The 26,294-nt window shown below is 49.0% G+C and carries 24 protein-coding genes; 11 read left to right on the forward strand and 13 right to left on the reverse strand.

All coding sequences use genetic code 11. The features are described from left to right. Positions 1-13 precede the first annotated feature (13 nt). The 12 genes from traM to ABD931_RS26365 form a co-directional block, all read right to left on the reverse strand. Positions 14-1,186 carry a conjugative transposon protein TraM gene (gene traM, locus ABD931_RS26310; RefSeq protein ID WP_345271018.1) on the reverse strand — a complete coding sequence of 391 codons (1,173 nt, stop codon included), beginning with the start codon at positions 1,184-1,186 and terminating at the stop codon, positions 14-16. After that, on the reverse strand, positions 1,155-1,553 hold the full coding sequence (locus ABD931_RS26315; RefSeq protein WP_345271019.1) for a hypothetical protein: 399 nt from the start codon (positions 1,551-1,553) through the stop codon (positions 1,155-1,157). Before ABD931_RS26315 ends, traM begins: the two co-directional genes overlap by 32 nt. Positions 1,554-1,557: 4 nt before the next feature. Next, entirely contained in the window at positions 1,558-2,229 is a 672-nt protein-coding gene (traK, locus tag ABD931_RS26320) for a conjugative transposon protein TraK (protein ID WP_345271020.1), read from the reverse strand. 14 nt (positions 2,230-2,243) lie between these two features. Next, positions 2,244-3,308 (reverse strand): TraJ family protein, encoded by a 1,065-nt coding sequence (locus ABD931_RS26325; RefSeq protein ID WP_345271021.1) that lies wholly within the window; start codon positions 3,306-3,308, stop codon positions 2,244-2,246. A 19-nt stretch (positions 3,309-3,327) separates the two neighbouring features. Continuing rightward, positions 3,328-4,194, reverse strand: a complete 867-nt coding sequence (locus ABD931_RS26330; RefSeq protein ID WP_345271022.1) for a hypothetical protein — start codon at positions 4,192-4,194, stop codon at positions 3,328-3,330. Continuing rightward, positions 4,191-5,207: a hypothetical protein gene (locus tag ABD931_RS26335; protein ID WP_345271023.1), complete on the reverse strand. Its 1,017-nt coding sequence runs from the start codon at positions 5,205-5,207 to the stop codon at positions 4,191-4,193. Before ABD931_RS26335 ends, ABD931_RS26330 begins: the two co-directional genes overlap by 4 nt. 38 nt (positions 5,208-5,245) lie before the next feature. After that, positions 5,246-7,765, reverse strand: coding sequence for a TraG family conjugative transposon ATPase (locus tag ABD931_RS26340; RefSeq protein WP_345271024.1), 2,520 nt, complete (start codon positions 7,763-7,765; stop codon positions 5,246-5,248). Positions 7,766-7,776: 11 nt separating this feature from the next. Continuing rightward, positions 7,777-8,103: a DUF4133 domain-containing protein gene (locus tag ABD931_RS26345; RefSeq protein ID WP_345271025.1), complete on the reverse strand. Its 327-nt coding sequence runs from the start codon at positions 8,101-8,103 to the stop codon at positions 7,777-7,779. Further along, the gene (locus ABD931_RS26350; protein ID WP_345246451.1) at positions 8,103-8,435 is read right to left on the reverse strand and encodes a DUF4134 domain-containing protein; all 333 of its coding nucleotides are present in this window, start codon (positions 8,433-8,435) and stop codon (positions 8,103-8,105) included. The genes ABD931_RS26345 and ABD931_RS26350 overlap by 1 nt, the downstream gene beginning before the upstream one ends. A 264-nt stretch (positions 8,436-8,699) precedes the next feature. Further along, positions 8,700-9,350 (reverse strand): hypothetical protein, encoded by a 651-nt coding sequence (locus tag ABD931_RS26355; RefSeq protein WP_345271026.1) that lies wholly within the window; start codon positions 9,348-9,350, stop codon positions 8,700-8,702. A gap of 4 nt (positions 9,351-9,354) precedes the next feature. After that, positions 9,355-9,879 (reverse strand): DUF3408 domain-containing protein, encoded by a 525-nt coding sequence (locus ABD931_RS26360; RefSeq protein WP_345271027.1) that lies wholly within the window; start codon positions 9,877-9,879, stop codon positions 9,355-9,357. Positions 9,880-9,891: 12 nt separating this feature from the next. Continuing rightward, complete coding sequence (locus tag ABD931_RS26365) at positions 9,892-10,626, reverse strand: ParA family protein (RefSeq protein WP_345271028.1); 735 nt, start codon at positions 10,624-10,626, stop codon at positions 9,892-9,894. A gap of 588 nt (positions 10,627-11,214) precedes the next feature. Here ABD931_RS26365 and ABD931_RS26370 point away from each other — a divergent pair. The 11 genes from ABD931_RS26370 (at position 11,215) to ABD931_RS26420 (ending at position 24,896) form a co-directional block, all read left to right on the forward strand. Beyond that, positions 11,215-11,754: a hypothetical protein gene (locus ABD931_RS26370; RefSeq protein ID WP_345271029.1), complete on the forward strand. Its 540-nt coding sequence runs from the start codon at positions 11,215-11,217 to the stop codon at positions 11,752-11,754. Beyond that, positions 11,721-13,154, forward strand: a complete 1,434-nt coding sequence (locus ABD931_RS26375; RefSeq protein ID WP_345271030.1) for a relaxase/mobilization nuclease domain-containing protein — start codon at positions 11,721-11,723, stop codon at positions 13,152-13,154. Before ABD931_RS26370 ends, ABD931_RS26375 begins: the two co-directional genes overlap by 34 nt. A gap of 161 nt (positions 13,155-13,315) precedes the next feature. Then, on the forward strand, positions 13,316-13,675 hold the full coding sequence (locus tag ABD931_RS26380) for a LytTR family transcriptional regulator DNA-binding domain-containing protein (RefSeq protein WP_345271031.1): 360 nt from the start codon (positions 13,316-13,318) through the stop codon (positions 13,673-13,675). Between the two features lie 113 nt (positions 13,676-13,788). Next, positions 13,789-15,891 (forward strand): YWFCY domain-containing protein, encoded by a 2,103-nt coding sequence (locus ABD931_RS26385; RefSeq protein WP_345271032.1) that lies wholly within the window; start codon positions 13,789-13,791, stop codon positions 15,889-15,891. 14 nt (positions 15,892-15,905) lie between these two features. Continuing rightward, positions 15,906-16,742 carry a M23 family metallopeptidase gene (locus tag ABD931_RS26390; protein ID WP_345271033.1) on the forward strand — a complete coding sequence of 279 codons (837 nt, stop codon included), beginning with the start codon at positions 15,906-15,908 and terminating at the stop codon, positions 16,740-16,742. A gap of 25 nt (positions 16,743-16,767) precedes the next feature. Beyond that, positions 16,768-18,828 (forward strand): DUF3945 domain-containing protein, encoded by a 2,061-nt coding sequence (locus tag ABD931_RS26395; RefSeq protein ID WP_345271034.1) that lies wholly within the window; start codon positions 16,768-16,770, stop codon positions 18,826-18,828. 52 nt (positions 18,829-18,880) lie between these two features. Further along, on the forward strand, positions 18,881-19,690 hold the full coding sequence (locus tag ABD931_RS26400; RefSeq protein ID WP_345271035.1) for a DUF3945 domain-containing protein: 810 nt from the start codon (positions 18,881-18,883) through the stop codon (positions 19,688-19,690). A 20-nt stretch (positions 19,691-19,710) separates the two neighbouring features. Continuing rightward, positions 19,711-21,387 (forward strand): DUF3945 domain-containing protein, encoded by a 1,677-nt coding sequence (locus ABD931_RS26405; protein ID WP_345271036.1) that lies wholly within the window; start codon positions 19,711-19,713, stop codon positions 21,385-21,387. 193 nt (positions 21,388-21,580) lie between these two features. After that, positions 21,581-22,312, forward strand: a complete 732-nt coding sequence (locus tag ABD931_RS26410) for a hypothetical protein (protein ID WP_370469356.1) — start codon at positions 21,581-21,583, stop codon at positions 22,310-22,312. A gap of 82 nt (positions 22,313-22,394) precedes the next feature. Continuing rightward, positions 22,395-23,582 carry a DUF6166 domain-containing protein gene (locus ABD931_RS26415; protein ID WP_345271038.1) on the forward strand — a complete coding sequence of 396 codons (1,188 nt, stop codon included), beginning with the start codon at positions 22,395-22,397 and terminating at the stop codon, positions 23,580-23,582. A 318-nt stretch (positions 23,583-23,900) separates the two neighbouring features. Continuing rightward, positions 23,901-24,896 carry a DUF932 domain-containing protein gene (locus ABD931_RS26420; protein ID WP_345271039.1) on the forward strand — a complete coding sequence of 332 codons (996 nt, stop codon included), beginning with the start codon at positions 23,901-23,903 and terminating at the stop codon, positions 24,894-24,896. Between the two features lie 16 nt (positions 24,897-24,912). Here ABD931_RS26420 and ABD931_RS26425 read toward each other — a convergent pair whose 3' ends face one another. Continuing rightward, entirely contained in the window at positions 24,913-26,259 is a 1,347-nt protein-coding gene (locus ABD931_RS26425) for a transposase (protein WP_345271040.1), read from the reverse strand. Between the last annotated feature and the right edge of the window lie 35 nt (positions 26,260-26,294).

The raw sequence follows: 26,294 nt of genomic DNA on the forward strand, positions 1-26,294 counted from the left end.
GAGAATAATTTGGCTACCGCAGCAGCACGTAATAGTCGTCTTTCAAATGGGCTTTGCGCAGATTGGCTTTGCGGGAAAAGAAAGATCGCAGGCCATTGATGCCGGCATTAGCCGCCGATGCACCAGCTACTGCAGCCGCGTTGGTGCCCATCACCGGGGTCTGGATGTTGATACCCGTTGCCGCCTGCGCAGCGGCCCGTCGCGACTCCTGCACCGCCAGGATGTTGGGCACGTAAATTCCGGAAATGCCATCCATGTCGTACACCGTCAGGCGAATGGGATATACTCGGTTTTCATACTGGATACTGGTGATGTGAACATTCACCCGCTCGGTGCTGAACTGGCCAAGGCCATACACCAATGTGCCAGCCGGAATAACCGTACCCCGTACGTTAATCGCTTCCAGCAGACGGAGGCCGATACGTCCGCCGTTGATGATGGTCTGATCCTGGTGGATCACCGCCCGGAGCGTTCCCGAGGTTGAATCATTGCGGGCCTGCTGCTGCCGGCGTACCCGGTCCGAATGCAAACCATAAAAGTCATTGCCCCGACCAGGCATTGGATTATCCAGGCTGGAGACTACCGGTACATCAACAACCTTCTGGGGCTTCATCATTTGTTCTGCCTGTTGGGCCTGTTTCAATTCCTTATCCCGGCGGTATTCTTCCAGTAATACCAGAAGTCGTTTTCGCTCCGCTAACTGCTTTTGCAAGTCAGCCGGCTGGGCACCTTCCTCTTCTTCCTCATCAAGCTCCTGTTTACCTGTTTGGTTGCGGGCATTTCCTTTATCGTTGGACTTTGTCGTGTAGACCGCATCTAGCTCCGCCATCTCCGGATCGTCGGCTTTGGCTTTCTTCTGGTAGAGGTACGGGTTAATTGTTTCCGGTACGGGTGACTGCAAGCCCGATTGTTTATTTTGGGCTGCCGGATCAATCCCCGGCATGGCCATCGGATCTACTTCGCTTTGCAACTCCAGTTTACTGGTGGCCTGCGTCGTGTCGATCATGGCCGTAGGTACGGTAGCGTTGATGGCGTTCTCTCCCTCTGCCGCCGTTGGTTTACCGGCCTGCGAAACCATCTGGTATATGGTAACGAAGGCAATCAGCAGAAAGGCGGCAACGGCGTACAGGAATCGTTTGTCGGAGAATAACTCCTTAATCTTTCGTTTTTCCCGGTTGTGCTCCATGGTTGTTTTTATCTCCTTTTTCGACTTGATGTGTGTTGTTTGACCGGACGGTTCTAATTGGCCGGTTGTGGGTCAGGGCTGTAGACCTGGTGTGGTCCAGGTGATGCACCTGACCGGCCTGAACCAGGTTCCATTGATGCGAGAAAGCCAGGCTGAGCGCCCACAGCATAAGCAACAGACAGAGCGCAATTCCAAGCTGTTGCTTGCGTGTGGATATCGGCTGCCGTTCCCATTTCCTTACCCTGGCAATAGCAAATCGTCCGATGGTCCATTTACAGCGTAAATACCAGCGATACTGCATACGCAGGGCCCAGGCATGGGGTGGCTTGTCTGCTGGCCGGAGCGCGAAACGTTCAATCGTTTTCATGGCTTTATCGTTTATTCAGATAAGCGTACGCTTTGTTTCCCTCTCGTTCAATGGTTTCCAGGTCCTGATTATCCAGTACCTTAAAGCGCTCGATCATAAAGCCGTGACTGTTGTTTACACTACGCTGCGTTTCCAGCAGGTAACAGTGTGTAATCAGTCGGCGAATAGTCACTGAGTTAGCCCTAACCAAAATCTGCCGGGCGTATGTCTTAGCATAAAAAGGCGACTGGTTATACTGTATTTGTACACTATCGACTTCCACTTTCTGGATGACGTTGCCCTGAATAAGCTGGGTAAAGTAACCTTTTTCCTTCAGGTCTTTGTAAAGCCGCACCACTGACTGATCACCCAGGTAAGATGCCTCCCGGATATGGGCGTTAATCTGGTTCTCATTGGGGTCCAGTTCAAAAAACAGCTTATGAAACGTTTTGATATGGTCCTCAGCTTCGGCCGGCCGGTTCTCGTTCATTTCCTGCGACAGCGTAAGCAGAAACGATTTACCACGGTCGAGGGCGTAGATGTTCTGCCGGCTAACATCTACCTGTCGGATGTACCAGTACAGCACCACCGAACAGAATAGCAGACTCCCCAAAACAGTGCCGAATGCCAGCCACCGAACCATCTGAAAACTCGTTTCCAGATTGGTGAGGTATCGAAAATTGGTCGGATTTTTCATGGTCATTTTTCAGATTACACCTTGTTTACCGGCTGCGGTCGTTGCGCTGGCGTAGACGCTGACGGTGTGGGATATACGTAGATCGGTGGAGCCACTGATCCCCGTGCCGCGCCAAACCCACTGCCGAGGGCTGTACCTACTGCTCCGCCCATTACACCCATGGCTGCTGTCGCCGGCGCGGTAAACGGACGCGATAAGCTACCGATGGCATTACCGACCCCCGTCGACTCTAGAATCCAGGTCGACACCAGCGGCACCAGCAGATAGCCTGCCGTTCCGATGATGTAAAAAAGGATTTCCATGAAATCGGTAGCCGTAAAGGTTTCGGCGGTAGCGGCCTGGATCTGGGCAATGTCGGATTGGAGCATAATGATATGCACCTCTTCGATGATGCCCCCGAAGATGTTGGCCACCGGTATCCACAACAGTATATGGATAAACCGGGCGAACCAGGCTCCCAGCGAACCATAGAACCACTCAAAGCAGCTTAGTCCAATGGTGATGGGGCCGCAGATGGCCATAATAATCAGAAAATACGTCGCAATGATCTTTATTCCCAGCGTTACCGCATCGAACAGCACCCGCGTAACGGACTTAAGCAGTTCATCAATCCAAGTGCTGATCAGAAACGATACCCCCGAGCGCTGCACCGAATTGTCGACGGAGAAAAGCCGTCCGAAAAAGTCTTTCCCCAACTCCCAGTAGCTTAGTTCCCCGTCGGCCGTGTAGACGCCGGCAATCTCCTTCATCTTTTGCTTCAGCAGCTCATCCTTCTTTTGGTTCAATTGAACCACCTGTGCCTCCTTACTTGCAACCACCTGTTCGGTGGCCAGCGAAAGCCCATTGCCGATGGTAACCATGGCGTCGACGATATAGGTATAACAAAGCAGGCACAATGCCAGCGAAAAAGGCCGTAAGAGCGGAAACACATCAATAGGTTCGTTTCTGGCCAGGTGCCCCCAGATGCGGTAGAAAACATAAAAGACAGCACCCAGGAAGCCAATGGAGCGGCCGAAGTCGATGAGCATCCCGAAGTCGCTCCGCATACCCTGGTACAAATTATCCAATGCTTGTTCCATACGTTCAGAGAAGTTGTCATTAATACCGCTTCAGGCCCAGGCTGCAGGCCTGCGACTGAATAATGCGCTTTTTGATTTTCTGATTAATTCCGGCCGACAACTCCCCCTGCATGCGCTGAATAGAGTTGTTGCGCATACGGCTTTCGCGGTACGTGTTGCGATACAGCCGAATGCGTTCGTACGGGGAAAGGAATGCCGTTTTAGACTCCCGGTCAGCCAGCTTCAGCTTAACTTCCAGTGATTTTGGATCACCCAGCAAACCGCCGGCGGTGGCCAGCGCGTAATAGCCCAGGTCTTCGTCCTGTGTGTAGGCGTCAAACTCTTCGCGTATCAATTGCTGGCGCGGACCACCACCCGTAAACACCTCGCCGGCCACACCGACGAAACTGCCGTAGAGATCTTTCATGTCCTGCTGCGCCAGTGATTTCCGTTTACTTTGCGCAAGCATCGGGTGCAGCTCGTTCATCGATTTGCGAAACTGGGTCTTGACCTTCAGATCCTGGTATCGGATCTTCTGGATCTTCGTTTGCCCGTCCTTCCAGACCTCCCGGAGCTTGGCAATTTCCTTCGACAGCTTTTCGGCTTTCTTCTCGTAGTAGGTAGCCATAATCTTCTCGGCCGCCGGCGCGAGTACGGCCGCATCCGCTACCGCTTTGATCAACTCATCCAATACCTTCTCCGTCAGAATTGCCCCGAAATCAACACCCGGATCAAGTACTCCCTGCATCAGGTCGGTCTCCGTATTACCCAGCAACTCTTCAATGGCTAACCGCAACGTAAACTCTTCTTTGGGGCCTGTTTTCAATTGACTGGCGTCCGGAATCTGGCACCAGGCCGGTACGCTCGCCAGGATTAGGAGGCACCCGGTTACTAACTTCTGTATCATTCCCATTTTGTTTTATAGGTGGAGACGTTGCGGTTTAATTTGGTGCCCTCCCGGTAGAGGGATTTGGTCAGCCGGTTTTGCATGAGCTGCTTTCGACGAGCCGTGGCGGCTTTGGCGATTTCGGCATTGTAGGCCTTCAGGCTTTTTACGCGGGTGAACAAATCCTCCTCTACCATATCGAGTACGTTGATGCGTTCCCCCTCCGACATCCATACCGCCGTTTGTGACAGGTTACAGGCGGTTTTTACCTCAGCCGCCAGGTCATCCGTAAACGAAAGTGTGGACAGAATTTTGCCGTACTGCTGCTGTTCAGCCGGGGTAAACACGCCGGAGTTCAACAACTTCTGGCCGCCTTCCTCCTGCATCGATACCATCTGAAACTTCTTTTTCAGCTCCTTTTTTTCATAATAGCTGACGAAGTTTTCCGACAACTCGGTATGCGCTTTCTTCCAGGCGTAGTCTACCTTATAATTCTGATATTCAATCTTTTGTTGCTTGCTCAGGCCGTCTTTGACCATCTTCCGCAGTCGGGCTACTTCCGAAATCGGCGAGATGTTCAGCAGCGAACCCAAGGCCTGCTGCGCTAATTGCTCAATCTCGTCTTTAATGCCGTTCATAAGGTCGTTCTCCAACTCGCCCAGAATCTGTTCGACCTCCTCCGTTATTTCATCTTTAACCCCGCTCCAGCCCCGTTGAATTAGAGCTGGACCATAATCAGGTAGTCCTTGACTGACGAGGCCCTCGGTGTAAGACGCGAGCACCTCGCCTAATTTCGCGGAAGGCACCTGCATGGGTGGTTGACCGGGAAAGGTCACCTCCATCAGCTTCCCTCCGCTCCCTTTTACTTCCCGCACAAACGGTACCTGTGGATTTTGCGGCCGTGCGGGATCATCGGTGGTATCCGATGCCATGACCGCTTTCGTCGGTACCCAGCCGGAAGCGGCCATCGCACCGGATGTGATACAGCCAAGCAGCAGGGCAATGCCCACCTGCCTGAGAAAATGTCTTCTCATAGTTCACTTGAGGGAATAAAATGTAGAAAATCCGTTGCCTATAATCCGCGCTCTTCCGCGACGATCTCTTTGATCGCTAATTCGTAGTTGATGTCTGCCCCAGCCTCACGTTGCTGCTGCACTTTCTGCTGTACTTTGAGCTTTTCACGTTGTTCGGTGGTGAAAGCATAATACTCTTCGCGTGATACTTCGACTCCGTATACTTTGCTATGCTGACCGCCCCAGGATACAAACACCTCTTTGTAGAGCCTGCCCGGATCATTGTCCCGGTTGAGGCTCAGGCATAAATCTTTCTCCTTTTTGGTCAGCGCCAGCAACTCCTGCACAACCCCGAATTTGTTCTGGTACTTACGCTGATCCAGCAGAATTTTGGTGTCTGCGTTATTGATGATACTGTCCTTGACAATCTTGTTGCCGATAATATCATCTACTTCCTGCGTAACAATCCAGGCTTCGCCAAAGAACTTTCGCACCGTCTTGTAGAGATACCGGATATATTCGGCCATCTCATCCTTCATAATGGCTTTCCAGGCTTCTTCAATCAGGATGATCTTACGAATCCCCATCAGCTTGCGCATCTTAGCGATAAAGACATCCATGATGATGATGGTGACCACCGGAAATAAGATTGGATGATCTTTGATATTGTCGAGTTCAAAGATGACCAGGCGGTCGTGGAGCAAATCCAGATTGGTCCGGCTGTTGAGCAAGTAATCGTATTCACCCCCTTTGTAGAAGGACCGAAGCACGTACATAAAGTTCTCCAGGTCAAAGTGTTTTTCCCTGACTTTATGTTCATCAAGGTACCGGACGAAACCATCCTGAAGGTACTCGTAAAATGAATCGAAACCAGGGAAAATGTCCTCATGCTGGGCCAAATACTGGTAATACCCGTCAATAGCTGCGGCTAAGGCGGTATCTTCGGTGCGAGTCTGCTGCTCTTCCGGCCGCTTCCAGAGCGTCTGGAGCAGTGTCTTTAGGGCTTCTTTCTTTTCGATATCCGGCTGAGCGCGTCCTTCAATCACAAAGGGATTAAATGAAATCGGATTCGCGGGATCGTAGGTCAGGTACTTTCCGCCTAGCATCTCACATAAACTGCTGTAGCTATGCCCCACATCGACGATAACGATATGGCTATCCTGCGCGTGATAGCTCCGAACGGCATGGTTCGTAAAGAATGACTTTCCCGAACCCGACGGTCCAATGATGAATTTGTTCCGGTTTGTGATCCAGCCTTTCCTCATGGGCTCATCAGAAAAATCCACGTTGATCGGTTTACCGCTCAATCGTTCGGTCAGTTTGATGCCAGATGTGGCCAGCGAGGTTTCATCGTTCGTCTCCTGGTTAAACAGGCAAACCGCCTGGGGTGTAAACGTCCAGTACCGGTCCTCCTTCGGCAGATCGGCCGCGTTACCGGGAATACCCGCCCAGAATAACGCCATCGCATCAAGGCTGTTTTCCCGTGGCCGGGCACCCATTTTGGCAATGGCCGAACTCACCAGATTGCGCAGCACCGGCAGTTTACTTTTATCCTCTGTCCAGACCTGTACATTGAAATGCGCGTGAATGGGTGTCCATCCGTACTGCGAAGCCTCCGTCAGGTACTCATTGATGAGCATGGCGTTCACTTCATTGGCTTTGCCGAACGACGCCAGGGAGCGCATCTGAGTGGCCCGCTGTTCCAGTTCCGGAGTCGATACATGCTTATCGTCTTTGAACACATACTGATTATAGATGTGATTGCAAGGCAACATAAGTCCTACCGGAGCGGCAAAACAGACAGACACCGTTGAGTTTTCCGAAGAGTACGCATCCACCCGGTTATGGGTTAGTACCCAATCGGGCATATCATCCACATCGGAGATGGTGTAAAACTTGGCGAACTTCCCTCCTATCCGTAAACAATCATCACGTTCTATATCCGCCAGTGTCACAACTTCTTCCTGAAGTGACAAACTGTAGTAGCGTTCCAACAGCCCCTGCGAGGTGGCAGTACTAACGATGTCATTCGTGGTAAGGCGCTGTAGCCGGAGCAGGCGGGTGCTCTCCAGAATTGCCTTACATTGTTCGACCGCATTCAGAAAATCATCCAGCTTTTTGGCATCGGCTACCTCTTTCGATACCAACCTGGTCCTTGCCAGCGTAATGGCTTCGGCACTGACCGATCGGCGTTCCGGATGTGTTTTCGTCAGGAACAGAAAACATCTGTGGTTGAGGTAAGGCCGTTCGTTAAAGTGCCGCTCTGAGGTTTTGTCCAGAAAGGCATTTACTGTTACCTTCGGTTGGTACTTCTCTTCGACAAACCAATCCTGCTTATGCACGATGGTGTGCGGTGGCAGTACACCTATAGCTTTAGACCAGGATTCAACCAGTTCCCGGTATTCACCCATTTCGACGCGGTTGTCACCCTCGCCGTCCCATTGCACGTTTAGCGTATAAATTTCGGGCAGGATAACCTCGAAACATACAGTGATATCGCCCCACTTGGAAAAAATTAGATCGTCCTGAACCGCGCCAATAGGGAACAGGTCTTTAATGTCCCTCGTTTTAACTTGCATATAGAGAGCTTTTAAGAGCGAGACTGGCTGTTCAGCCGGCGAAAGACATAAGCTGAGCGCACATAAATTACCCGTGGTTGTCGGGTACGGCTCAGGTGCTTGCTCAATCCTCGTTCACCAAAGCGTTTGGAGAGCCGCACCAATTGACCATACAGGAAGACGAGCACGAAAAAATAAGCACCAAAGATGTAGCCAGATGAAATGCCGGTGGCCACCATGATAATGACGCCCAGCAGCAGTAAGCCTACGGCGGCACCCGCCAGCAGAAGCAGAAAATTCATACCCCGAATACCCAGAACCTCTGGTGGTCGGTCTACGCCTTTATTCACCCGGTACATTATGGATTGAAGACCGCTTTTATGACCAGCAGGACAAGTCCGGCAAAGATGAGGGCACCAAACCAACTGGCCGCTGCTTTCCGGGTGTCCGGATCTCCGTTACTCCATTTGGAATACACCTGGATACCGCCAACCACACCGACAATGGCACAAATGGCATACATCAAATTTCCAACCGTTTCCCAGGCTCCGGTTATTTCTTTAGTGGCCTCATCCAGCCCCTTTTTAGCGGCACCCGAACCGGTCTGCGCCAGGCATTCTGAAGCATTGGCCAATACCAGGTAACTGAGGAGGATAGCTCCCCCAGCCACTTGAACAATTCGCTTTTTCATGAATGATTTAAACGATAGAAGGTGATTGAAAATAAGGACATCACATTATCCTTAATCCAAAACTAATGCAGAATACATATAAAATCAATACTTATAACTGTAAAAAATTATTTACATCACTTTATTTATTATGTCTTGCGAATATTACATGGCTGCTTTTAAGCTGATAATAAGTTAGTTGTCTTTGAGGTAAAATAGACACTTTGAGCAAACAAAAAAGCCAGACGATGACGCCTGGCTTTAATACATGAATGGAATGTATGTTTACCGTTCTTTACTTCCTTTCGGGTTGGGAACTTCATCTTGTTCATCCCAAAGCTGGTCGAACGTCGCCGAGAGCTGCGCAACATCGAAGAACGTTCCTTTTTTGAGGGTGGCCTCTACCGATTCGTCGGCCATGGCACCCTTTGGGTTTAACTGTTTCAACATGCGCTGAATCCGTTCGGCCTGCTCCGCCGATAGCGTTGGCTCTTCAACCTGTTTAACGACTTCGGTAAGCTGGTTCAGGTTTTCGGAGTATTGCACCAAGTCAAAACCTTCATCGGCCGCGTCACCGATTTCCCCCAGGGGCAGATCTTCTTCCAGCATGATCAAGTCTGACTCGCCTTCTCCCTCATCCTCGTTGATGGCAAAGTTCGTTGTTTGTGAAACCTGCCAGGCTTCTCCCCTATTCTCCTCATCGGACTGTTGGTCGTTCTGCTGCTTTTGGGCGGCTTCCTCCCGAAGTTTTTGGAGCAGTCCTTTCCAATCGGTTTTCGAGCCACCAAGCATCTTATACGTGGCACGGGCTCCTGAATGAGGCTGCGTACGAAGGTTGGCCGGTGCGATGCTCCAGAGAGGTAGCTCTAGTAGGTACCAGGCGTAGCCTACCAGGCAAACCCCGGCCAATACGAGGATTTCCAACGGGGAGAGCATATCGTTAGATTTTAAACTCTAATTGAATCAACTCTTCTTTGATGGCTTTCAGGTTTGTTTCATTTTCACGGATGTGATTTTCCACGATGTTCTCGAGGACCTCCATGATTGATACCTTATTACCTGTCTGATCCGCATACCTGACGAGTAATGTAATCAGTGCGTGGGTATTCTTTGAGATCGCTATTTGTTTTGATGACCGGACGAACCGGGGATTTTTCTTCAAAAAGGTCTGGGCGTATTTGTCCAGCTTCTTTTTTTCCTTCTCGTCCAGGGTATATGCATGTGATTCCGGAGCAGCGCTTGCCTGGGTATCCGCAGGTGCCTTTTTGTCCTCAGTATTTTTTGGGGTCTCCTCCCCTTTCTTGACAATTATTGGTGCCGGCTGCGATTCTGGCTGAACCGTTTCTGCCGGAGCGGCAACAGGCTCTTCCTTTTTGATGGAACTGAGGTAGTCGCGTATTGAGCCGGATCCAATGCCCCGGCTGACCATTGTCGTTATATCATCAGCTGCTTTATTCTTTGCCATGGTCGGTTTGGATTACAGGTTTACGGGTGCAGTTTTCAGGACATTCTTTTTAGAGACTTTCTTCGTCTCAAACAGCAGCGTACTGATCTCGTCAGCCACTGGCTTGATCGATACCTCAGGAATTAATGTAGACCGTTGATTCTTCCAGAGGACAGAGTGCTTCACTCGGTTGTGGAGGACCGTTACAAAACCTGCTTCCTGTATCTGGGCGTTTATGGTGGTGTAGATATTCTGACGCTCGCGCTCCATGTATTTATTCCACAGCATAAACATCTTGATCTTTGTCTTTCCTTCCTGAAGCTGGTCGTAAACCGCATTGAGCGTTTGCAATCCGGATACAAAGGTGAATTTATCTGCCTCCATCGGCAGAATGCCATAATCCAGCCGATTAACTACGTCCATGTAGCCAGGTGTATTAACAGTACCCGGGAGGTCGATAAACACAATCTCATCCCCTCCCTCCTTGCGGAAGTGATCAATGAACAAGGCCAGGTCGCTCAGGCTTGCCTCCAGCACGGGATAAGGTTCAACGCCCTGCGCTTCGACTGATTTTCGGAATGATTCGTTCTGTTCTGCTTTAGCCATTTCCAGTTCCCGCTCGTGAAAGAAATTGTGCTGCGGGTGGTCGCCATCGATGACGATTACTTTACGTTTTTCGACCACGGCAAAATGAGTGGCCAGTACCATCGTCAGGGTGGTTTTGCCAACCCCCCCCTTTTGGCTGAAAATGGATATAAAAGTTGCCATGCTGAATGGTTTTGATTAGATAGCCGAAATGTACTCAACTTTTTTTCATCTGTCAATCCATACGTCCATTTATTGATGTTTTAATTTATTGATTGGTGTATCCATGTATCAATTCACACATACATTTATCCATCAATAAATGTATAAATCCATTTATAAATTGATAAGTTTACTAATGGATTAGTTGATAAGTCAATCGATAAATAGGTAAATGCGTTGACTCGACAATTTGTTGACCCGTTGATAATAAATTAGTTTATGGGTTTAAGCGCTGAAGTATTGACTATTTGTTAGCCGCACCCATTTACCCGCCCACGTATTGACTGGTACACGCGTTGACGAATGGACCAGTTGACAAGTTGATGAGTCCATTCGTTGATAACTGAGGCTGTTTGTATTCAACGGGTAAACCAATCAATTAATTAACGCATTGACGGCTTGAGTGTGGTTATCCAGCTAGACCACAATAAGGCTTGCAAAATTTACTGCCACCACCATTCAATCCATCAACGAGTTTACTGATTGACCCATTGAACGAAAGTAGCTGGAGTGTTACATGATAATTTTAAGAAAAGCAAGATGTGTTTTATGTATACAAAAAACGGGTATATCTTGCCGTTACAAAATTTAAAAGGCTTTCGAGTTTACATGAATGAGAAGAAAGCGACAAAGCCGACAAGTCGTAAAAAAGGTGGGCGGCCGCGAAAAGAGCAGAAAGAACCCGTTGCCCAGTACATAAACTTGCGGCTTACAGAAAAAGAAGCCAATTATTTAAAAAGTCTTCATGAGGCAGAGACTGCCGGAAGAAAGGTATCCCTACAGGAATACGTAAAAGAAAAGGTCCTAAAACCTGCAGATAAGGAAAATTGCAAAGAGGAGGCACGGCATAATGCGCTTGCAAGTTTGATTCAGTTGGGCGAAATCCGGCGGGTACTCGTCACAATTGGAGAACAATTACCTGATTTAGAAGTGAGAATTAAGGGGCATCAGCAAGGTGAAGAGAGGAAAGAAGCCCTGCGACCAGAGGGCGCGGCTTTACCAGAGAATGAGGCTATAAAGGAACAATTACAGAAGGCTTTCAATCAAATAAAGGTATGGTTGTACGGGTTACCACCGGAAAAAGTGTAGCCGGCGCTGTGTTATACAACGAGCGAAAAGTACAGAAAGGGAGCGCCGAACGGATACAGATCAGTAATTATCCAGATGAAGAAGCAGCTCAGCAATATTTAAAACATCGTATTGAAATTTTAGAGACCTACGCCCGTTTCAACGAGCGAATCAGCAAGCCCGGCTCTCATTTTTCGTTATCGTTTCATCCGTCCGAGACAATCCCGGATGCCCAACTCCGCACCCTTGCGAGTGAGTTTCTACAGGAAATTCAGTATGGAAAACAGCCATACCTGGTCTACCGCCATGATGACACCAATCATCCGCACATCCATATTGTCACCGTGTCAGTTGACATAAACGGGAATAAAATTTCGGATTCTTTTCTCAAACAGCGAATCAATTCAACCCGTCAAGAATTAGAGATACGCCATGGGCTTGTCCGGGCTGAGGAGGTCAGGTTAGGTAAAAAAGTCAAACAAGTTCTTCAGAAGAGCCCTTTTCAACCGGAAGCGAAAGCCGAATTAAACGAAGCAGTGCGCAGGCTTTACGAGGAATACGGTTATAGCTCGCTACAGGAGTTCTCGCAGTTATTAAAGGCAAACCGCATTCAGCTCAACAGGGTAGGAGGGAGCCAGGATGGTAAACCTCTCCGTGGACTTACCTATCAACTTACCGATGGTGAAAAGCCAATCTCACCTCCCATCAAAGCCAGTGCGCTGCCCTTTACACCCACCTTGTATAAGCTGGAGAAGCAATTCAAATCAAATAGAAGACGAAAGGAACAAGGAGTCGCCGAGATACGGCAAACGTTGAAAACAGCTCTTGCTTCACACACATTGTCGTCAAATGAGGAACTGAAGGAGGTTTTATTTAAGCAGCGTATTGATTTGATAGACCATACTCAGGATTACTTCTACCTGGATCGTCAACGGAAGTTGATCTACTCGGCAAATGAACTTGGGAAGGATTATACAAAAGAGGGTCTTTCCAACCGGTTTAACAAGACCGATAAACCGCAGACCACTCTCACGAGAGAAGAGGCAAAAGCACTAGCCGCCAGAGTCACCTACCACTACCGGCAATTTCAGGAGAATAACCCGTTAAAGTTTGAAAGCCAGGTTACCGAACATTTTCCCAATACCTACCAGGTGGAGTGCATACGGGCAGAAGGGTATCCAGAGGAAATAGCAAAGGTAGCCGTGAACAGCTTTGAACGGCATAAGCTCAGCCAGATAACCAATCTAAAGGAACAGCGGGATGTGGAGCAGCGAAATTCGGAAGATCTGAATTGGGTGGATGCCCTGGGGAGTACCACAGAGCTAATTACCCTTATTGATGAAGCTACCGATACCCGACGGCAAAAACCGATGTACAGTCAGAAATTGAAAAATACCGGCTCCCGAAAACGACCTAGATAATGAATATAAGTCAACGAATCACGGTTATAAACAAGTTGATTATCAGGTACTAACATATGCATCAGGGAGTGATAACATTCTTATTTATTTTAAAATACAGTTATAAGTATTGATTTATACTTGCCCTCAACTATATTTGGGTAGTTAAAGGAGGGTAAGATATGAAGGTAGTTGACAATAAGGCGTATATCCTTTGGAAAGGAAAGCGTCGTGAAATTCCGCTCAGCCAGATCATTCAGGTGACCAGTATGGGACAGTACTGCAAGTTTCACCTTGAAGATGGCGAACAAATCATTACAACCGCTAACCTAAGGAAAGCACACTCGTTTCTCCCTGTTTTTTGGCGTATTCACTGGACGAGGCTAGTCAATCCCCAACATATCAGAACATGGGTTCGCCGTTCAGGATTGCTGGTGCTTTCCAACGGAGAAAAGTGCCAGATCGCCGACGGTCGATTGCCAGCGTTTCGTGAGCAGCATCGACTCTGGAAGCCTAACCCGAATACTTATCTCAGGGCATAGGATCAACTCCACTACTTACTTTTTCAAAGCTTGGGGTCAATGCTGCACTAAGGGTGACTAGGCACTTTTTTGTAGCATACAGAAATATACATAATCATCTTCCAATTGCAACTATGGGTTCTACGGGCAGCAGCAACTACGATCAGGAGTGGCGGGGCATTCTCCAAACAATCTTGTTCATTGGATTTGTGCTAATAGGCTTTCATCTGTATTACTACTGCTACACCAGCTTCAGGCAGCATAACCTTACGTTTGCCGTTCTGGATACGTTTATCCGAAACCTGAATCGGAGTTCCGGTATTTTCGGGCATCCATTTATTTCCAAACTGTTGGCTCTGTTCGTGCTGGGCGTGTATACATTCGGCAACAAAACAAGGAAAACACTGGATGTAACCTGGGTTGTAGTTGGTCGGTATGCCCTGATTGGCTTTATGCTCCTGATGGCGAACGGGTATATATTACACTGGTCAACCCTATCGGTAGATAGCAGAGCCTATGGTTACGGTATCACAACCATTGTTGCTTATTTGATGCTCATCAGAGCAGGAGCCTATGCCAATCGGATTATAGACCTGAAAATTGGAGATGATCCCTTTAATCGGGATAATGAATCTTTTGAGCAGGAGGAGTTCATGCTGCAGAATGAGTACTCCATCAATATCCCCACCCGGTATTACTATAAAGGGAAGACCAGGCAGGGGATGGTAAACGTTCCAAACCCTTTCCGGGCCACCATCGTCATTGGAACACCGGGCTCAGGTAAGTCGTTTGCTGTTATTTTTCAGTTTATCCGGCAGCACCTGGAAAAAGGGTTCTGCATGTACATCTATGATTTCAAATTTCCGGACCTAACCAAAATCGCCTATTACTACGCGTGCAAGTACCGTCAGGATAGCAAAGACTTCCCGACCTTCTACATTCTTGATTTTGACCATCCCCGCAGTTCGCACCGGTGTAATCCCCTGGCGGCTGAACTCATGACGGATATTGTCGATGCCCTGGAGGCTTCCCAAACGATTCTGCTCAATTTGAACAAATCCTGGATTAAGAAACAGGGCGACTTTTTCACCGAGTCGCCCATCAACTTCTTTGCCGCCATCATCTGGTACCTGAAATTATACCAGGACCGGAAAATGGCGGAGTGGCAGGCTAAGGGCCAGGATGACGAGACTCCGCAACTTAAGCCAAACTACTGCACGTTTCCGCACGCCATAAAAATGGCAGGTTTACCTTACTCTTATCTGTTCCCGCTCCTCCAATCCGAACCCGAACTGAACAGCCTGCTCATCCCATTTGCCAGTGCGCTGGAAAAAGGTGCGTTTGATCAATTGGAAGGTCAAATTGCTTCCGCCCGCATCCCGCTGGGACGGCTAGACTCCAAGACGTTGTTCTGGCTGCTCACCGGTAATGACTTTACCCTGGACATTAATAATCCGCTCGATCCGAAGATACTTTGCGTTGGCAACAACCCAAAACGACAAGACGTATATGGTGCAGCGTTAGGACTTATAAACTCACGGGTTCTTCGGTTGGTAAATCAGAAAGGTCGGCGTAAATGCTCCATTATCGTGGACGAATTACCAACCATTTATTTTAGGGGACTCGATAACCTGATTGCAACCGGCCGCTCCAATAAGGTATGCACCACGCTGGGTGTACAGGATCTCAGCCAGCTGAAACGGGAGTACGGAGACCGGGAGGCTGAGGCCTTGTTCAATACCATAGGAAACGTGTTCAGCGGCCAGGTAGGAGGGGAGACCGCCCGAATCCTGTCAACCAGTTTTGGTAAGAACAAACAGATTCGCCAGAACTTCACCTTCACCAAAGACGATACGAATATCCAGTTTTCGGAGAATATGGATTCGCTGATTCCCGAATCCAAAATAGCCAACCTCAGCCAGGGATACTTCGTCGGTAAAGTGGCCGATAACTTCACGGAACGCGTTGCCCAAAAGATATTCCACGCAGAATTGGTAGTCGATCCGGAAATGAAGAAAGAGATCGAAGCGTTTGAGAAAATGCCTCTGCCTCAACTGGATGACCTCACTGAAGATCGTATCTCGAATACTGAGTTCGAACAGGTCATTGCCGAAAATTACCGGCAGGTAGAAGCGGATATTAACAACCTGCTGATTGAAGAACTATACCGCCTGCGGGATTCCGAAGAATACGCGCACCTGGTCGAGGAATTATCGTTTGATGATGCTGAGCGCTGAATAACACGAAAGTTATGTTTGCCACTTACCGTATTCTTTTTCTATTGCTGGTTTGCTGTTTTCCGAAGAACAGTCAGGCTCAGGTGATATTCAGCCCTAAACAGCGTGAACAGTTGCTAATCATTACGCGGCTGGATCGGGAGGCCATAGAAAAACAGGATGGTGCGGTTGACACCAGCCGAATTGTTTTACATCCTTTGGGTCAGCACACGGAGTTGCATGCGCAACGGATTGATCAGGTAATTGATTCGCTGGAGCTACTGGAGCGAAATCTTAAGCAGGCTGTGAGTGAGGCTCAGCGATTACGAAAAAAGGACCTGTTAGCCCGGTACCGCAGCATACCGTCTATTCTACCCATCCGGCTGGCCGCTCAACGGGAGTTTCGTGTCAGTAGTCCGTTCGGCGTTCGCTGGCATCCGATAACGGGGCAGCTACAAAACCATGCCGGTATCGATATACCCAGCCCCGAAGGTACCAACGTGTATGCTGCGGCCGATGGGATCGTCGATAAAATGGTGGAGCAGCCTGGTGGTTTGGGAATAGCCGTTTATATCCGACATGAAAGCGGTTTTCAAACCATCTACGGGCATTTATCCAAGTATTCAGTAAAGCCGGGAGAGTGGGTAAACCAAGGCGAATCAATAGCGGAAGTGGGCTCAACCGGCAAGTCTACGGGGCCTCACCTACACTATGCAGTGACTCAAAAGGGCGTGGCCTTAAACCCGTCTGATTTTTGTTTTCTGCTGCTGATCAAGCTAAAGAAGATGAAGTCAGAAAATCCTTCGCTGACTACTTCAAACCGTCGACCGATGGCTAGTGCAAAAAGCACGTCAACCCGTGCGAGAAAATGAAATTGATACCATAACACTAATCAGTATGTCTTCAACAACACAAGTGCCACCAACCGACGTGGCCAACCAACTGTACCGATTTACAAAAGAGGATATGGAACGGCTGCAAACCAGGGGAGAACTGCCTCTATCCGTATGGGATGAGTTTCAACAAACGGGTCGGCTGCGGCCGGCTCATGAAGAAGTTGTGCGGATGGAACTGGGACGCCGATTGTGGCGTCAGGAAACCAACCTGCCTGAACAACTACTTCAGATTTACCGAGTACCAGAATACAAAAAGGAAGCTGATTCATTGGCTATCTGGCGCGAGAGTACTTATCCGATAAATTTGGCCAGGCACGAAGAAGCTTTACAGGCAAAAGCTCAAAGTCCAACTGTACCGGAAAACTCTGTTGTTACGGTGAATGTTCCGGATAAAACAGAGAAAGATTTAGTCACCGTACCAATTGTAAACGAACAACGACAACAAGCACCGCTACCTCATCAGGAATCGACTAGCCTGCCCGTGGGCGAACAGATTTCAAAAACGGCTGAAAATAATCGGGAGAGTGTAGCGACAAAGAACGATCAGACTAATGAAGAACGACCTGTTCAAGCTAAGGCAGAGGATCCGATTCAACATAAGGAGTCTTCACCCGCAGAGGAAAAACCTACAATTCAAGTCACGTGGGATGTCGCGACTGACGCCGAGAAAGGAAAAAGGCAGGACTATCAGTTGCTGTTACCACCCGAAGCAGAACACCTCCGTAATTATTTAGAAAGCGATAAACTGCTAGCTAATCCGGAACTGACTACACGCTTATACGACGCTGGCTTACAAAAAGAGGAACTAGCGGCACAACTACAAGCCATTGGCGTCACCAATAACCCACAGCATGTAAACCAGTTAACCGACTACCTCTGGGATGTTCATGAGTCCGTAAAGGACCTTGACCTCAGTAACATCGATCCCACTAAAACATACCGGGTTCAATATTCAATACCGTCAGATGGTCAGCATACCGAGCTTCAGTCGACCATCGTTCCGCCGGCCCCTGAACCTAATCCGCCGGAACTAGGAATCGAACTCGTCAGGGGAGGATTGCTCGCCAATTTTTTTCATAATCTGCAAAAAAATTACAGCGCAGCAAACATTCAGGTTTACCAGTCGCTGCGGTTCCTGGAAGTCTCCTCACCTGATCTTAACGAAGGAAAGGGATTACCGGGTCAGGAACAATTGAATCTGAATAAACTGGAGCAGACCACCCGATTCCGGTGGGACCAGGTTGCAGATCAGCTTACCCATTTTGGGTTTACACCAGAGAAGTTACAGGAAACCGGTGCGCTTCAAAATTTTCTTAATGGTGGAAAAACCGGACTGCTTACGCTGGAGCGCACCATCAACAACAGTCCGCAGGTGCTGGTCGGTAAGATTTACATCGTAGCGCATCCCGAACTTGGACCACGGGTACACTTCCAGCCGAAACGAAATGTCCTGACGGTTCCCAACGAGTTTTTGGGCTTTACCTTCAATGAGGAAGAAAAGAAAACCCTCAAAGAGAATGGTAACCTTGGAAAACTCGTGACCCTACAGGATAATGTTACCCGGCAAACGTTTCAAGGCTACATCGGAATCGATCAGGAAACGAATAGCCTAACTGTTTTTAGGGCTGATCGCCTGAAAATGCCAGACGAAATACGAGGGGTGAAGCTATCCCCGGTGCAGAAGGAGCAACTTTTACAAGGTGGTGCGGTACTGCTTTCCGGACTAGCCGGCAGCAATGGGCAGAAGTATGATGCTTATGTTCAGATCAACGCGGCCAAACGATCGCTGGCTTTTGCTCCAGTTGCCGGAAATTCGGTCAAACAAACAGTCAATGTGGCCACAGCTCAGGAATTGGAACCGCCCAGCCAGGCTTTGAAAGGAACCGATAGCCGACAAAGTCTGAAGACGGAGCAGAAAACAGCCAAAGAGAATAACAAAATGAAGCGGGATAATGACCAGCAACAGGTAAAACTGGAGGATCCCCAAAAGCTCCGCCGGCTACCTAAGATCAAAAATCAGCCTGCTAAAAAACTGAATCAGCGCCGGTCCCGAGAGACTTAACCCCAGGCTGGCCGACCTATTTCTTCAGTAAACCAAAAATTAAATTATACATATGGAGGCAAATCAGACCAGCCAGGACCGCCCGGCGCGGTATCCTACGTCCCTACTGGCAGAACTCACATCCCGATTCGGTATTGAATTGGATGATGCGAATGCCAAAAAATTGCTCAACGGGCAGAAAACAGATCTGCAGATGTTGCCGGATGGTACCATACGTAAGTTCTACCTGACCCATTCTCTTGACCAAGGTATCCACATCAATCAGATCGAACCGCGCAAAGAATTGACCCTGAGCAGTGATTATCTGGGTCACAGCTTCACCGAAGAAGACAAGAACAGGCTTCAGAAATACGGAGAAATGGGTCGACGGGTTGACCTCAACGATGCGATTACGAACCAGCCGTTTAAAGGATATATAGGGGTCGATGCCGACACTAAAACACTGACGGTGTTGCGAGAAGATCGATTCCGGTTTCCGGAGCATATAAAAGGCGTACAGCTCAGCGAGCAGCAGAAAGAAAGCCTTCGCGATGGTAAACTAACGCCAATTCATGGCATGACCGGAGCCGATGGACAGTCATTCGATGCGCTGGTGCAGGTATCGGCTGCCAAGCGGTCACTGATTTTTCGGCGACTGCCGCAGCCTGCCCAGCAGGAACAACAGAAAGCAGACGCTAACCCTCAGGTCACGCCGGTAGCTGAGGTAGTAACCAAGCCTAATAAAGCAACTGGCCAGAAGACGGGTGAGCGGAAGCAGCCCAAAAACACAAACGAGAAGCCAGCCGAAAAAACGACAAAGCGAAAGCTGCCCAAGGCCAAGAATACAACATCGCCGAAGAAAACGCCCAAACTCAAGGCATAAAATATCTAATCCGTCTATTCATGATACATACTATTCCAGATACCTTTATGGGCTATACGTTTTCGGAAGAAGACAAACGAAACCTTTCCCATGTCGGTGAATTAGGTAAGTTAGTGACCCTCCATGAACCGCCGGAAGGTCCGATTCAGGCGTACGTAGCCTTTGAGCCGGAGCGTCAGGCGCTGGTCTTTATGCGTCAGCAGGATTTCCGCTTACCGAAACAGGTTAAAGGCGTTTCGTTGACCCCACAGCAACAACAGGAGTTAGCCAGTGGAAAACGCATCGAATTAGCAGGCCTGCTATCACCCACCGGTAAGACGTATTCCGCTTCGGTTCAGATTTCTGCCGCCCGTCGTTCGCTGTCCATTAAGCCTGCGCAGCAGCGCCCCCTGTCCAGTCTCGATTATAAGCAGATTGATCTGATTGAATTCTTCCTGCACCATGAGGGTCTTTTCCATCGGCGTGATAAAGGCAGCCTGACGGCGCAGTTTGTGGTCTTTGAACGAGGAAAAGGAAGTGGTGATATGCTGATCGTTTCCAGAGCCAAGAACCGATACTTTAATCCGAACGATGATCACGAACGGGGTACTTTGCTGGATTATCTCGCGGGCAAACTACAGGTTAATCTACAATCGAAGGAGGGTTGGCGGCAAGTGGCGGAAGTAGTACAGCGGTACCTCGGCAATGAACTGCCAAACCATGCGATTGCTGAACACGGCAAAACGAAGTCGGTCGATGAACCCAGAAAACCGACTTTTTCGTTGCTGCCGTTTACAGAGCGTGACTACCTGATACAAAGCCGGCACCTGTCGGAGCGTACGCTGGAAGCACCAGAATTTATTGGGGCTATTCACAATTGGTACTACCGGCACGAGAAATCCGGAAACGAGTACATCAATACGGCTTTCCCGGTAACCTGGCAGGGAGAGGTTCACGCGCTGATCATCCGGAATGATGACATTAATATCAGCATTGGCAACAAACGTTTGGGAATCTGGCAAAGTCAGGTGGATAAAGTAATGCACCCAAAGGAGATTTTCATCACGGAAAATCCCATTGACGCGCTGGCTTACCATGAACTTCATCCCCCTGCTCAACCCCTGGAGCGGTTATACCTGGCAACAGGTGGTACATTCAGTGAACATACACCGGGGTATATTCAACAATTAATTGATACCTACCAGCCGGAACGGATTGTACTCGGTAACGATAATGACCAGCCCGGTATTAAGTTGAATTTACGGCTGCTGAGTGCTTTAAAGAATTCGGAGCAGGAGAATTCCCTCCAATTACGTTTCACAGCCTTTAAAGACCAATGCCGTGTAGAACTGACCGGTTTGCCGGGTCAGGTTGAGAAACTACAGGAAACAGAAAACTTTCTGTATAAGGCATTAAAGCTACCGCCCGAACCCGCCAACTCCGCAGTAACTAAAGAGCCATGGCAACGAACCCTTACGTTTCCGAATCGCCGGGAATACCTGGTACGAGCTGAAAAAGCCATATTGCAACTGAATGGCCTATCTCAACAGGTGCATATTATACGACCGATGGAGAAGGATTGGAACGATCAGCTCGGTATTAAAAAAGGCATTCCGATACCAGCCAAACCAAACCAGGAACAGAGCGAAGCAAAGAGAAAAGTGCCGGCACTTCCAAAAGAAGACGTTATTCAGCTACAGCCTCGGATAAGAATTTAATTGAACGAAAACAACCAGGATTAGGCAACGCTAGCGCGTTAATCAGGCCAAGGGGGAGGAGGGTGGCAGGGAAGGTGTTATCCGGGTGAATATAGCCTAAAAATGCTTGGCGTATTCGCCTGTTTTTGCTAAATTTATACTGTTAATCAATCAGTTATCTATTGCGCCAACGGTGTTACAGTTGGAGAAAATCATGGCAAAGACCAGTCAGACTTCCGCCCTTGTTGCTCCTGTATCCGCTCCCGAATCAATCACCCCAAACCTCTACCCCTGGCAGTATGTAGACGAAGGTAGCGGTGAAGTGCTCTCCCGATTTAAATATCTTGAGGGCCATCCGCGTCAGTATCGTTTTGATGCTAAGGAGGGCGTATTTAATATCAATGGGATCGATAAGATAGGCAGGACGCTCACCTTCCAGCCCTTGGCCTGGCGGATCTTCACGGACAACATTCTGGGTATGGGGACCAAAAACTGGGCGGAAATCTTCTTTCTCGATGAGAAGAACAACGTATCGGCGGTGTTATTCCACGGCTATTCGGTGGATAATATCTTCCGGCTTATCGAACCGCTGTTTTACGATGACCTGACGCTGGCTGATGTCGTCATTACGGCGGTGGCCGAGAAGAAAGAGAATACGAAAATACAGCCGAAGGGAGTATATTACATTGCTACCTTTAGCTACAAGTTGGCGGATCGTGAGACCACCGAACTGCTAAAACAATTTGGCCAGGTAACCAAGATCTTCCGGCAAGAAACGCTCACCGATATTGCCAATATCAAGACCGCCTATAATTATCACAATCCGTTCCAGTGTGAAGCCTGTGAGGGTGTAGCGGCCATTGATGAGGCTCAAATACAGCCGAATGCAGAACCGCAAACTGGAAACGCATTGCCTGCGTCTTCAGAAGACGAGCCAGTGGCCTAATGTAAGTAGGTAGGGGTAGGGCCGAAAGCCCTACCCCTGTACACAATTTTACATCAGTCTTTTCCCTGAATGATTTTCACTCATGCCTTTAGCTATAGATAAAACGTGTTTTCTGATTGAAGGACAACCGCAATATCAGCAGCAGGCTGTTCGATTGTGGGTGGATGGACAGGAACTACCACTGGCCCCCAGCCTGGCAGTGGCTAATCACTCCCCCGGCGGGTTTGAATACGGCTATGCCGGCAGTGGTCCTGCTCAAACGGCCTTAGCGATCTGCCTGTTTATCTTTAAAGAACCTTTTATTGCCCGTGTTCTGTACCAGGACTTTAAACGAGTCTTTGTTGCCCGGTGGCCGCAAGGGAAGCCTTTTCAGATGGATATAGATGTAACAGATTTTATTCTGGAAAACCGCGAACGTATTGAGCAGGCTCAGGAGCAGGAGACATTGTACCAACAGTACCTCAGCGAATCAGTTAAGGAGGAAAAAACTGTTTCGGACAGTAGCGCTATACTTGTTTCTGAGGCCTCTCCGGGTTCTTTTGAGCTGAGTCCATCGGCGGAGGTGCATTGGCTTTCCTTTTTAGGGTATAAAGTTCATCCGAGCCGTTGCCGTGTGGATCTGTACCGGGTGTCACAATTAGTTGTGCTGACTGACATCGGTGAGGGTACCAGCGTCACTAACGAAGTGGAAACAATAGCGGCCTTGGTTTGTCAACGCTTTACGCTTAACCCGGAAACGATGCGCTTTATTGAGCAGTACCGGCACGGCAACCGCGAGCAAACAACGGATTGGGTTAAGTTTGAATCCTGGAAATATATTTCCGGTACGATTCAATTTTATGAACCTGAATGGTACCCTATTCCTCAGTCTGAATTTAACGCCATCATTGAGGAGGCAGAGAAAATGGAGGTTGCGGCCGTCTTCACACTCTTGAAAACGACTGTCACTATTAAAGGGATTGTGGGTGGCGAATCAAACGCTAACGAACTATGGGTAAATGATACCAGGCTTTTCAGCGCTTACGATTCCACTATAGGTTTAGAATTTCAATGGGGTGGGTTACAAGTGGGTAGCCTGGAAACCACTCGCCAGATATGCTGGTACCTTTTTAGGCATCCGGCAACCATTGAACGGCTAACTCCCCTCTTTCTAAAGCATTATGTGAGTACGTGGCCAACGCAGCAGCCGTTTACCTGTAAATTATCACTTCCAGAGGTAGTTCAGCGGTTTTCTGCCGTGTTGGAAGAGACTGGATTTCCCCTTCTGTAAGGCACTAGTCCTGTTCAATTATGTTCATTATTTTAATGTCTGCTTAAGGGAAGAAGGGTGTTATAAACTTCTGTAATTCAATGCCTTATTCTTGATTGATGCATAATTAATCCTTATCTTTATAGTGTAATTCAACAATGCGGGTGGCGGTGTTAAGGCCACTAAAAGTATGTTTCTGCTTCGGTTGCCTCACGGGCGTGTAGCCCTGTTATCGTCTCTTTTATATCGTCTTGTTTCGCCATGGCTTTCTGGTTAAAGGGTGCAGCTTTTTCTCCAGTTGCAATTCTCAATTCAAAATCCTAATTAACCAGCTTAGTCATGACAACAACTTCAAATACCCTGACTACTTCTTCATCCTGGGATACCATCTGTTTTCCGGTGCGGGCGGAGCGTTTATGTGATTATTTACCGAATGATTTTCAGGTGCTAGCCTCGGACCGCCGGCGCATTGTGGTAGGCGATCTGCCCAATGGTGCCAAAGGGGTGTTTGCCGTCCAGAGTGAAGATTACAGCATAGTACCCAATGCCCTCATCCGGTCGGTAGTCGAGCAGGAGATAACCCGTTATGAGATGAATATCCGCGCTTCGCACAAAGGTGAGTATAACATTAATATTATCCTGCCGGATATAATTCAGGTAGGAGGGGAGCGGCTTCATAAGAACCTTATCTTTAATAATTCATATACGGGTAAAACGCCCTTTACCATTCAGGGGATGACGGTCAATACCCGCACCCGACGAGAAAGCCGGGTGCGCGTCAGCTATTACCGCAAAGTATGCTCCAATGGACTTATGGGTTGGGTCGATTCGTTCTTGAGTATGGATGAGTACCTAAATTGGCTGATTGCCGGGAAACCGAAGAAATATGAAGATGCTCGGGATGAGCGAACGTCCATTGAGGAAGTGGTCCACACTGAAACGGATAAGGAAATGGTGGTAGAAGGCCGCTTTACACACAAGCATCTGGAACTGGACTGGCTGACCACCTACCTGAAACAAACCATCCGGGCTTTCCTAACCCACGAGGGAAGCCTGACAGCACAGGTGTATGAGCGGTTGGCCCAGACATCGCTGGAAGATCATCGGGTAGAAACTGTCCTGGCTGCTACTAAACTGCCAAAAATGCTGGCCAAACTGGCGCTAGAGCGTATGCAGTATGAAGAACGGTTGCTGAAATCTGAGCCTACCCTGTGGCTGGTCTATAACGCCGTTAACTATGCGCTGCACCAGGGTGATTCCAGTCTGACCATTAGCGAGCGGTTCAAAGCTGATGAAGCCGCCCTGCATCGATTGGTAGCCTTAACGCTAAACTGACAGGTTGAAACATGAGTCATCCCGAATTTTGAAGGATGATCTGGTAAGTTGTTAACAACTCCGCTAAGGCGGCTCGTAAGCGGTAGAGCGGTGTCAGCGTTTGCTGGTACCGCTTGCCTGTTCGATGGCACCAGGCTCGCAGTATCGCCAATCGGTACTGGTCCTGCTCGGGATTCAGCAACTGCAACAGAAATGCGTATACCACCGCTACCATCATCATCAACTTCAGCCGGTTTTCCCACCACCATAGCCGAGGTGACTGAATGGCTAGTTCACTCTTGGAGTAGCGCCAACACGCTTCGATTTGCCAACGCCGGCCATAGGCCAGCACCACGGACCAAACTTGATCAGCCTTTTCACAAGGCTGATTGGTTAGTAAGTACCAGGGCTCCCTGCCCCGGCCAATCCGCGAGACCACCAGCCACAATGGGTGTTGTGGGAAGTCAGGATGACTTACCGACAGTGCCAGCGCCTTGGCTTCTCGCCAACAGTGCTGATGAGCATCCCACAGCTTTCGGCGGACCTGAGTAGGTTTACCCCGAGCGATTTGCCAACAACTCCGGCGACCTTTTGCATCTACTAACTCATAGCGTTTGGGCCAGCGGAGCACAAAGCCCACTTGCTGGGTGAACAACTCACCTAGCCAGCGCTTACCGGCGTAGCCCCGATCAAAGACATGCCATAGCGAAGTACCAAAGGCTTTGATGGCTTGCTGTAGGAGCTTATTCTGTAAGCTGATGCGGTTCTGCGCATGGGGGCCTCGGGTGGTGTACCACTTGAAAAAAGCCACACTGGGATGCGTTTTCAGCCCAGCCAGCAACAGCCCCATCCACTCAAAGCCCGGCACGCAGATGGGTCGGCCACCGGGTGGATTGTAAAAGCCGGGTTTGATGCGCTTGAGCCGTCTGGCCTTGCTGCTACGCACCGCACACAAGCCTTCACTGCGCAGGCTTTCCGCTTTCTCGATGACACTGTCATCCCAGAGCAAAACGCCTATCTGCTGCTGGTCTTGCAGGTGCTGGGCCAGGGCTTGTGCTTTCTCCAGTAGAAACTCACCAATCAACTCATGACTCCAGGCTTTACTCCGGAGTAAGTTACTAATGCGCTTGGTGCCAGCCGGGGCATGTTGGCCACCCAGCAATTTACCACCTAATTCGCTAAGCAGTAAACCCAGGCTGTTATGGCGGAAGCGCACAACACAACTGAGCAAGGCTTCAAAGGTGCGAACCAGTCGGCGATCCAGGAGCTGATCTAAGCGTTGGCAGAGCGGCAGGAGAAAAGTCTGGAGGTGTTGGTGAAAATAAGTAGCTTGCCGCTTGACATCCTGGGAGCCGATACCGACTTTTAGAGTGTCTATAGACATAAGAAAACCTTCCGGTTAGTTAGTAGTTGACACCA

This window comes from Nibrella viscosa (assembly GCF_039541875.1).
Classification (GTDB): domain Bacteria; phylum Bacteroidota; class Bacteroidia; order Cytophagales; family Spirosomataceae; genus Nibrella; species Nibrella viscosa.

Excerpts from the sequence above, each read along its gene's own strand:
- traM (WP_345271018.1), bottom strand. The coding sequence starts at position 1,186 with ATGGAGCACAACCGGGAAAAACGAAAGATTAAGGAGTTATTCTCCGAC.
- ABD931_RS26315 (WP_345271019.1), bottom strand. The coding sequence starts at position 1,553 with ATGAAAACGATTGAACGTTTCGCGCTCCGGCCAGCAGACAAGCCACCC.
- traK (WP_345271020.1), bottom strand. The coding sequence starts at position 2,229 with ATGAAAAATCCGACCAATTTTCGATACCTCACCAATCTGGAAACGAGT.
- ABD931_RS26325 (WP_345271021.1), bottom strand. The coding sequence starts at position 3,308 with ATGGAACAAGCATTGGATAATTTGTACCAGGGTATGCGGAGCGACTTC.
- ABD931_RS26330 (WP_345271022.1), bottom strand. The coding sequence starts at position 4,194 with ATGATACAGAAGTTAGTAACCGGGTGCCTCCTAATCCTGGCGAGCGTA.
- ABD931_RS26335 (WP_345271023.1), bottom strand. The coding sequence starts at position 5,207 with ATGAGAAGACATTTTCTCAGGCAGGTGGGCATTGCCCTGCTGCTTGGC.
- ABD931_RS26340 (WP_345271024.1), bottom strand. The coding sequence starts at position 7,765 with ATGCAAGTTAAAACGAGGGACATTAAAGACCTGTTCCCTATTGGCGCG.
- ABD931_RS26345 (WP_345271025.1), bottom strand. The coding sequence starts at position 8,103 with ATGTACCGGGTGAATAAAGGCGTAGACCGACCACCAGAGGTTCTGGGT.
- ABD931_RS26350 (WP_345246451.1), bottom strand. The coding sequence starts at position 8,435 with ATGAAAAAGCGAATTGTTCAAGTGGCTGGGGGAGCTATCCTCCTCAGT.
- ABD931_RS26355 (WP_345271026.1), bottom strand. The coding sequence starts at position 9,350 with ATGCTCTCCCCGTTGGAAATCCTCGTATTGGCCGGGGTTTGCCTGGTA.
- ABD931_RS26360 (WP_345271027.1), bottom strand. The coding sequence starts at position 9,879 with ATGGCAAAGAATAAAGCAGCTGATGATATAACGACAATGGTCAGCCGG.
- ABD931_RS26365 (WP_345271028.1), bottom strand. The coding sequence starts at position 10,626 with ATGGCAACTTTTATATCCATTTTCAGCCAAAAGGGGGGGGTTGGCAAA.
- ABD931_RS26370 (WP_345271029.1), top strand. The coding sequence starts at position 11,215 with ATGTATACAAAAAACGGGTATATCTTGCCGTTACAAAATTTAAAAGGC.
- ABD931_RS26375 (WP_345271030.1), top strand. The coding sequence starts at position 11,721 with ATGGTTGTACGGGTTACCACCGGAAAAAGTGTAGCCGGCGCTGTGTTA.
- ABD931_RS26380 (WP_345271031.1), top strand. The coding sequence starts at position 13,316 with ATGAAGGTAGTTGACAATAAGGCGTATATCCTTTGGAAAGGAAAGCGT.
- ABD931_RS26385 (WP_345271032.1), top strand. The coding sequence starts at position 13,789 with ATGGGTTCTACGGGCAGCAGCAACTACGATCAGGAGTGGCGGGGCATT.
- ABD931_RS26390 (WP_345271033.1), top strand. The coding sequence starts at position 15,906 with ATGTTTGCCACTTACCGTATTCTTTTTCTATTGCTGGTTTGCTGTTTT.
- ABD931_RS26395 (WP_345271034.1), top strand. The coding sequence starts at position 16,768 with ATGTCTTCAACAACACAAGTGCCACCAACCGACGTGGCCAACCAACTG.
- ABD931_RS26400 (WP_345271035.1), top strand. The coding sequence starts at position 18,881 with ATGGAGGCAAATCAGACCAGCCAGGACCGCCCGGCGCGGTATCCTACG.
- ABD931_RS26405 (WP_345271036.1), top strand. The coding sequence starts at position 19,711 with ATGATACATACTATTCCAGATACCTTTATGGGCTATACGTTTTCGGAA.
- ABD931_RS26410 (WP_370469356.1), top strand. The coding sequence starts at position 21,581 with ATGGCAAAGACCAGTCAGACTTCCGCCCTTGTTGCTCCTGTATCCGCT.
- ABD931_RS26415 (WP_345271038.1), top strand. The coding sequence starts at position 22,395 with ATGCCTTTAGCTATAGATAAAACGTGTTTTCTGATTGAAGGACAACCG.
- ABD931_RS26420 (WP_345271039.1), top strand. The coding sequence starts at position 23,901 with ATGACAACAACTTCAAATACCCTGACTACTTCTTCATCCTGGGATACC.
- ABD931_RS26425 (WP_345271040.1), bottom strand. The coding sequence starts at position 26,259 with ATGTCTATAGACACTCTAAAAGTCGGTATCGGCTCCCAGGATGTCAAG.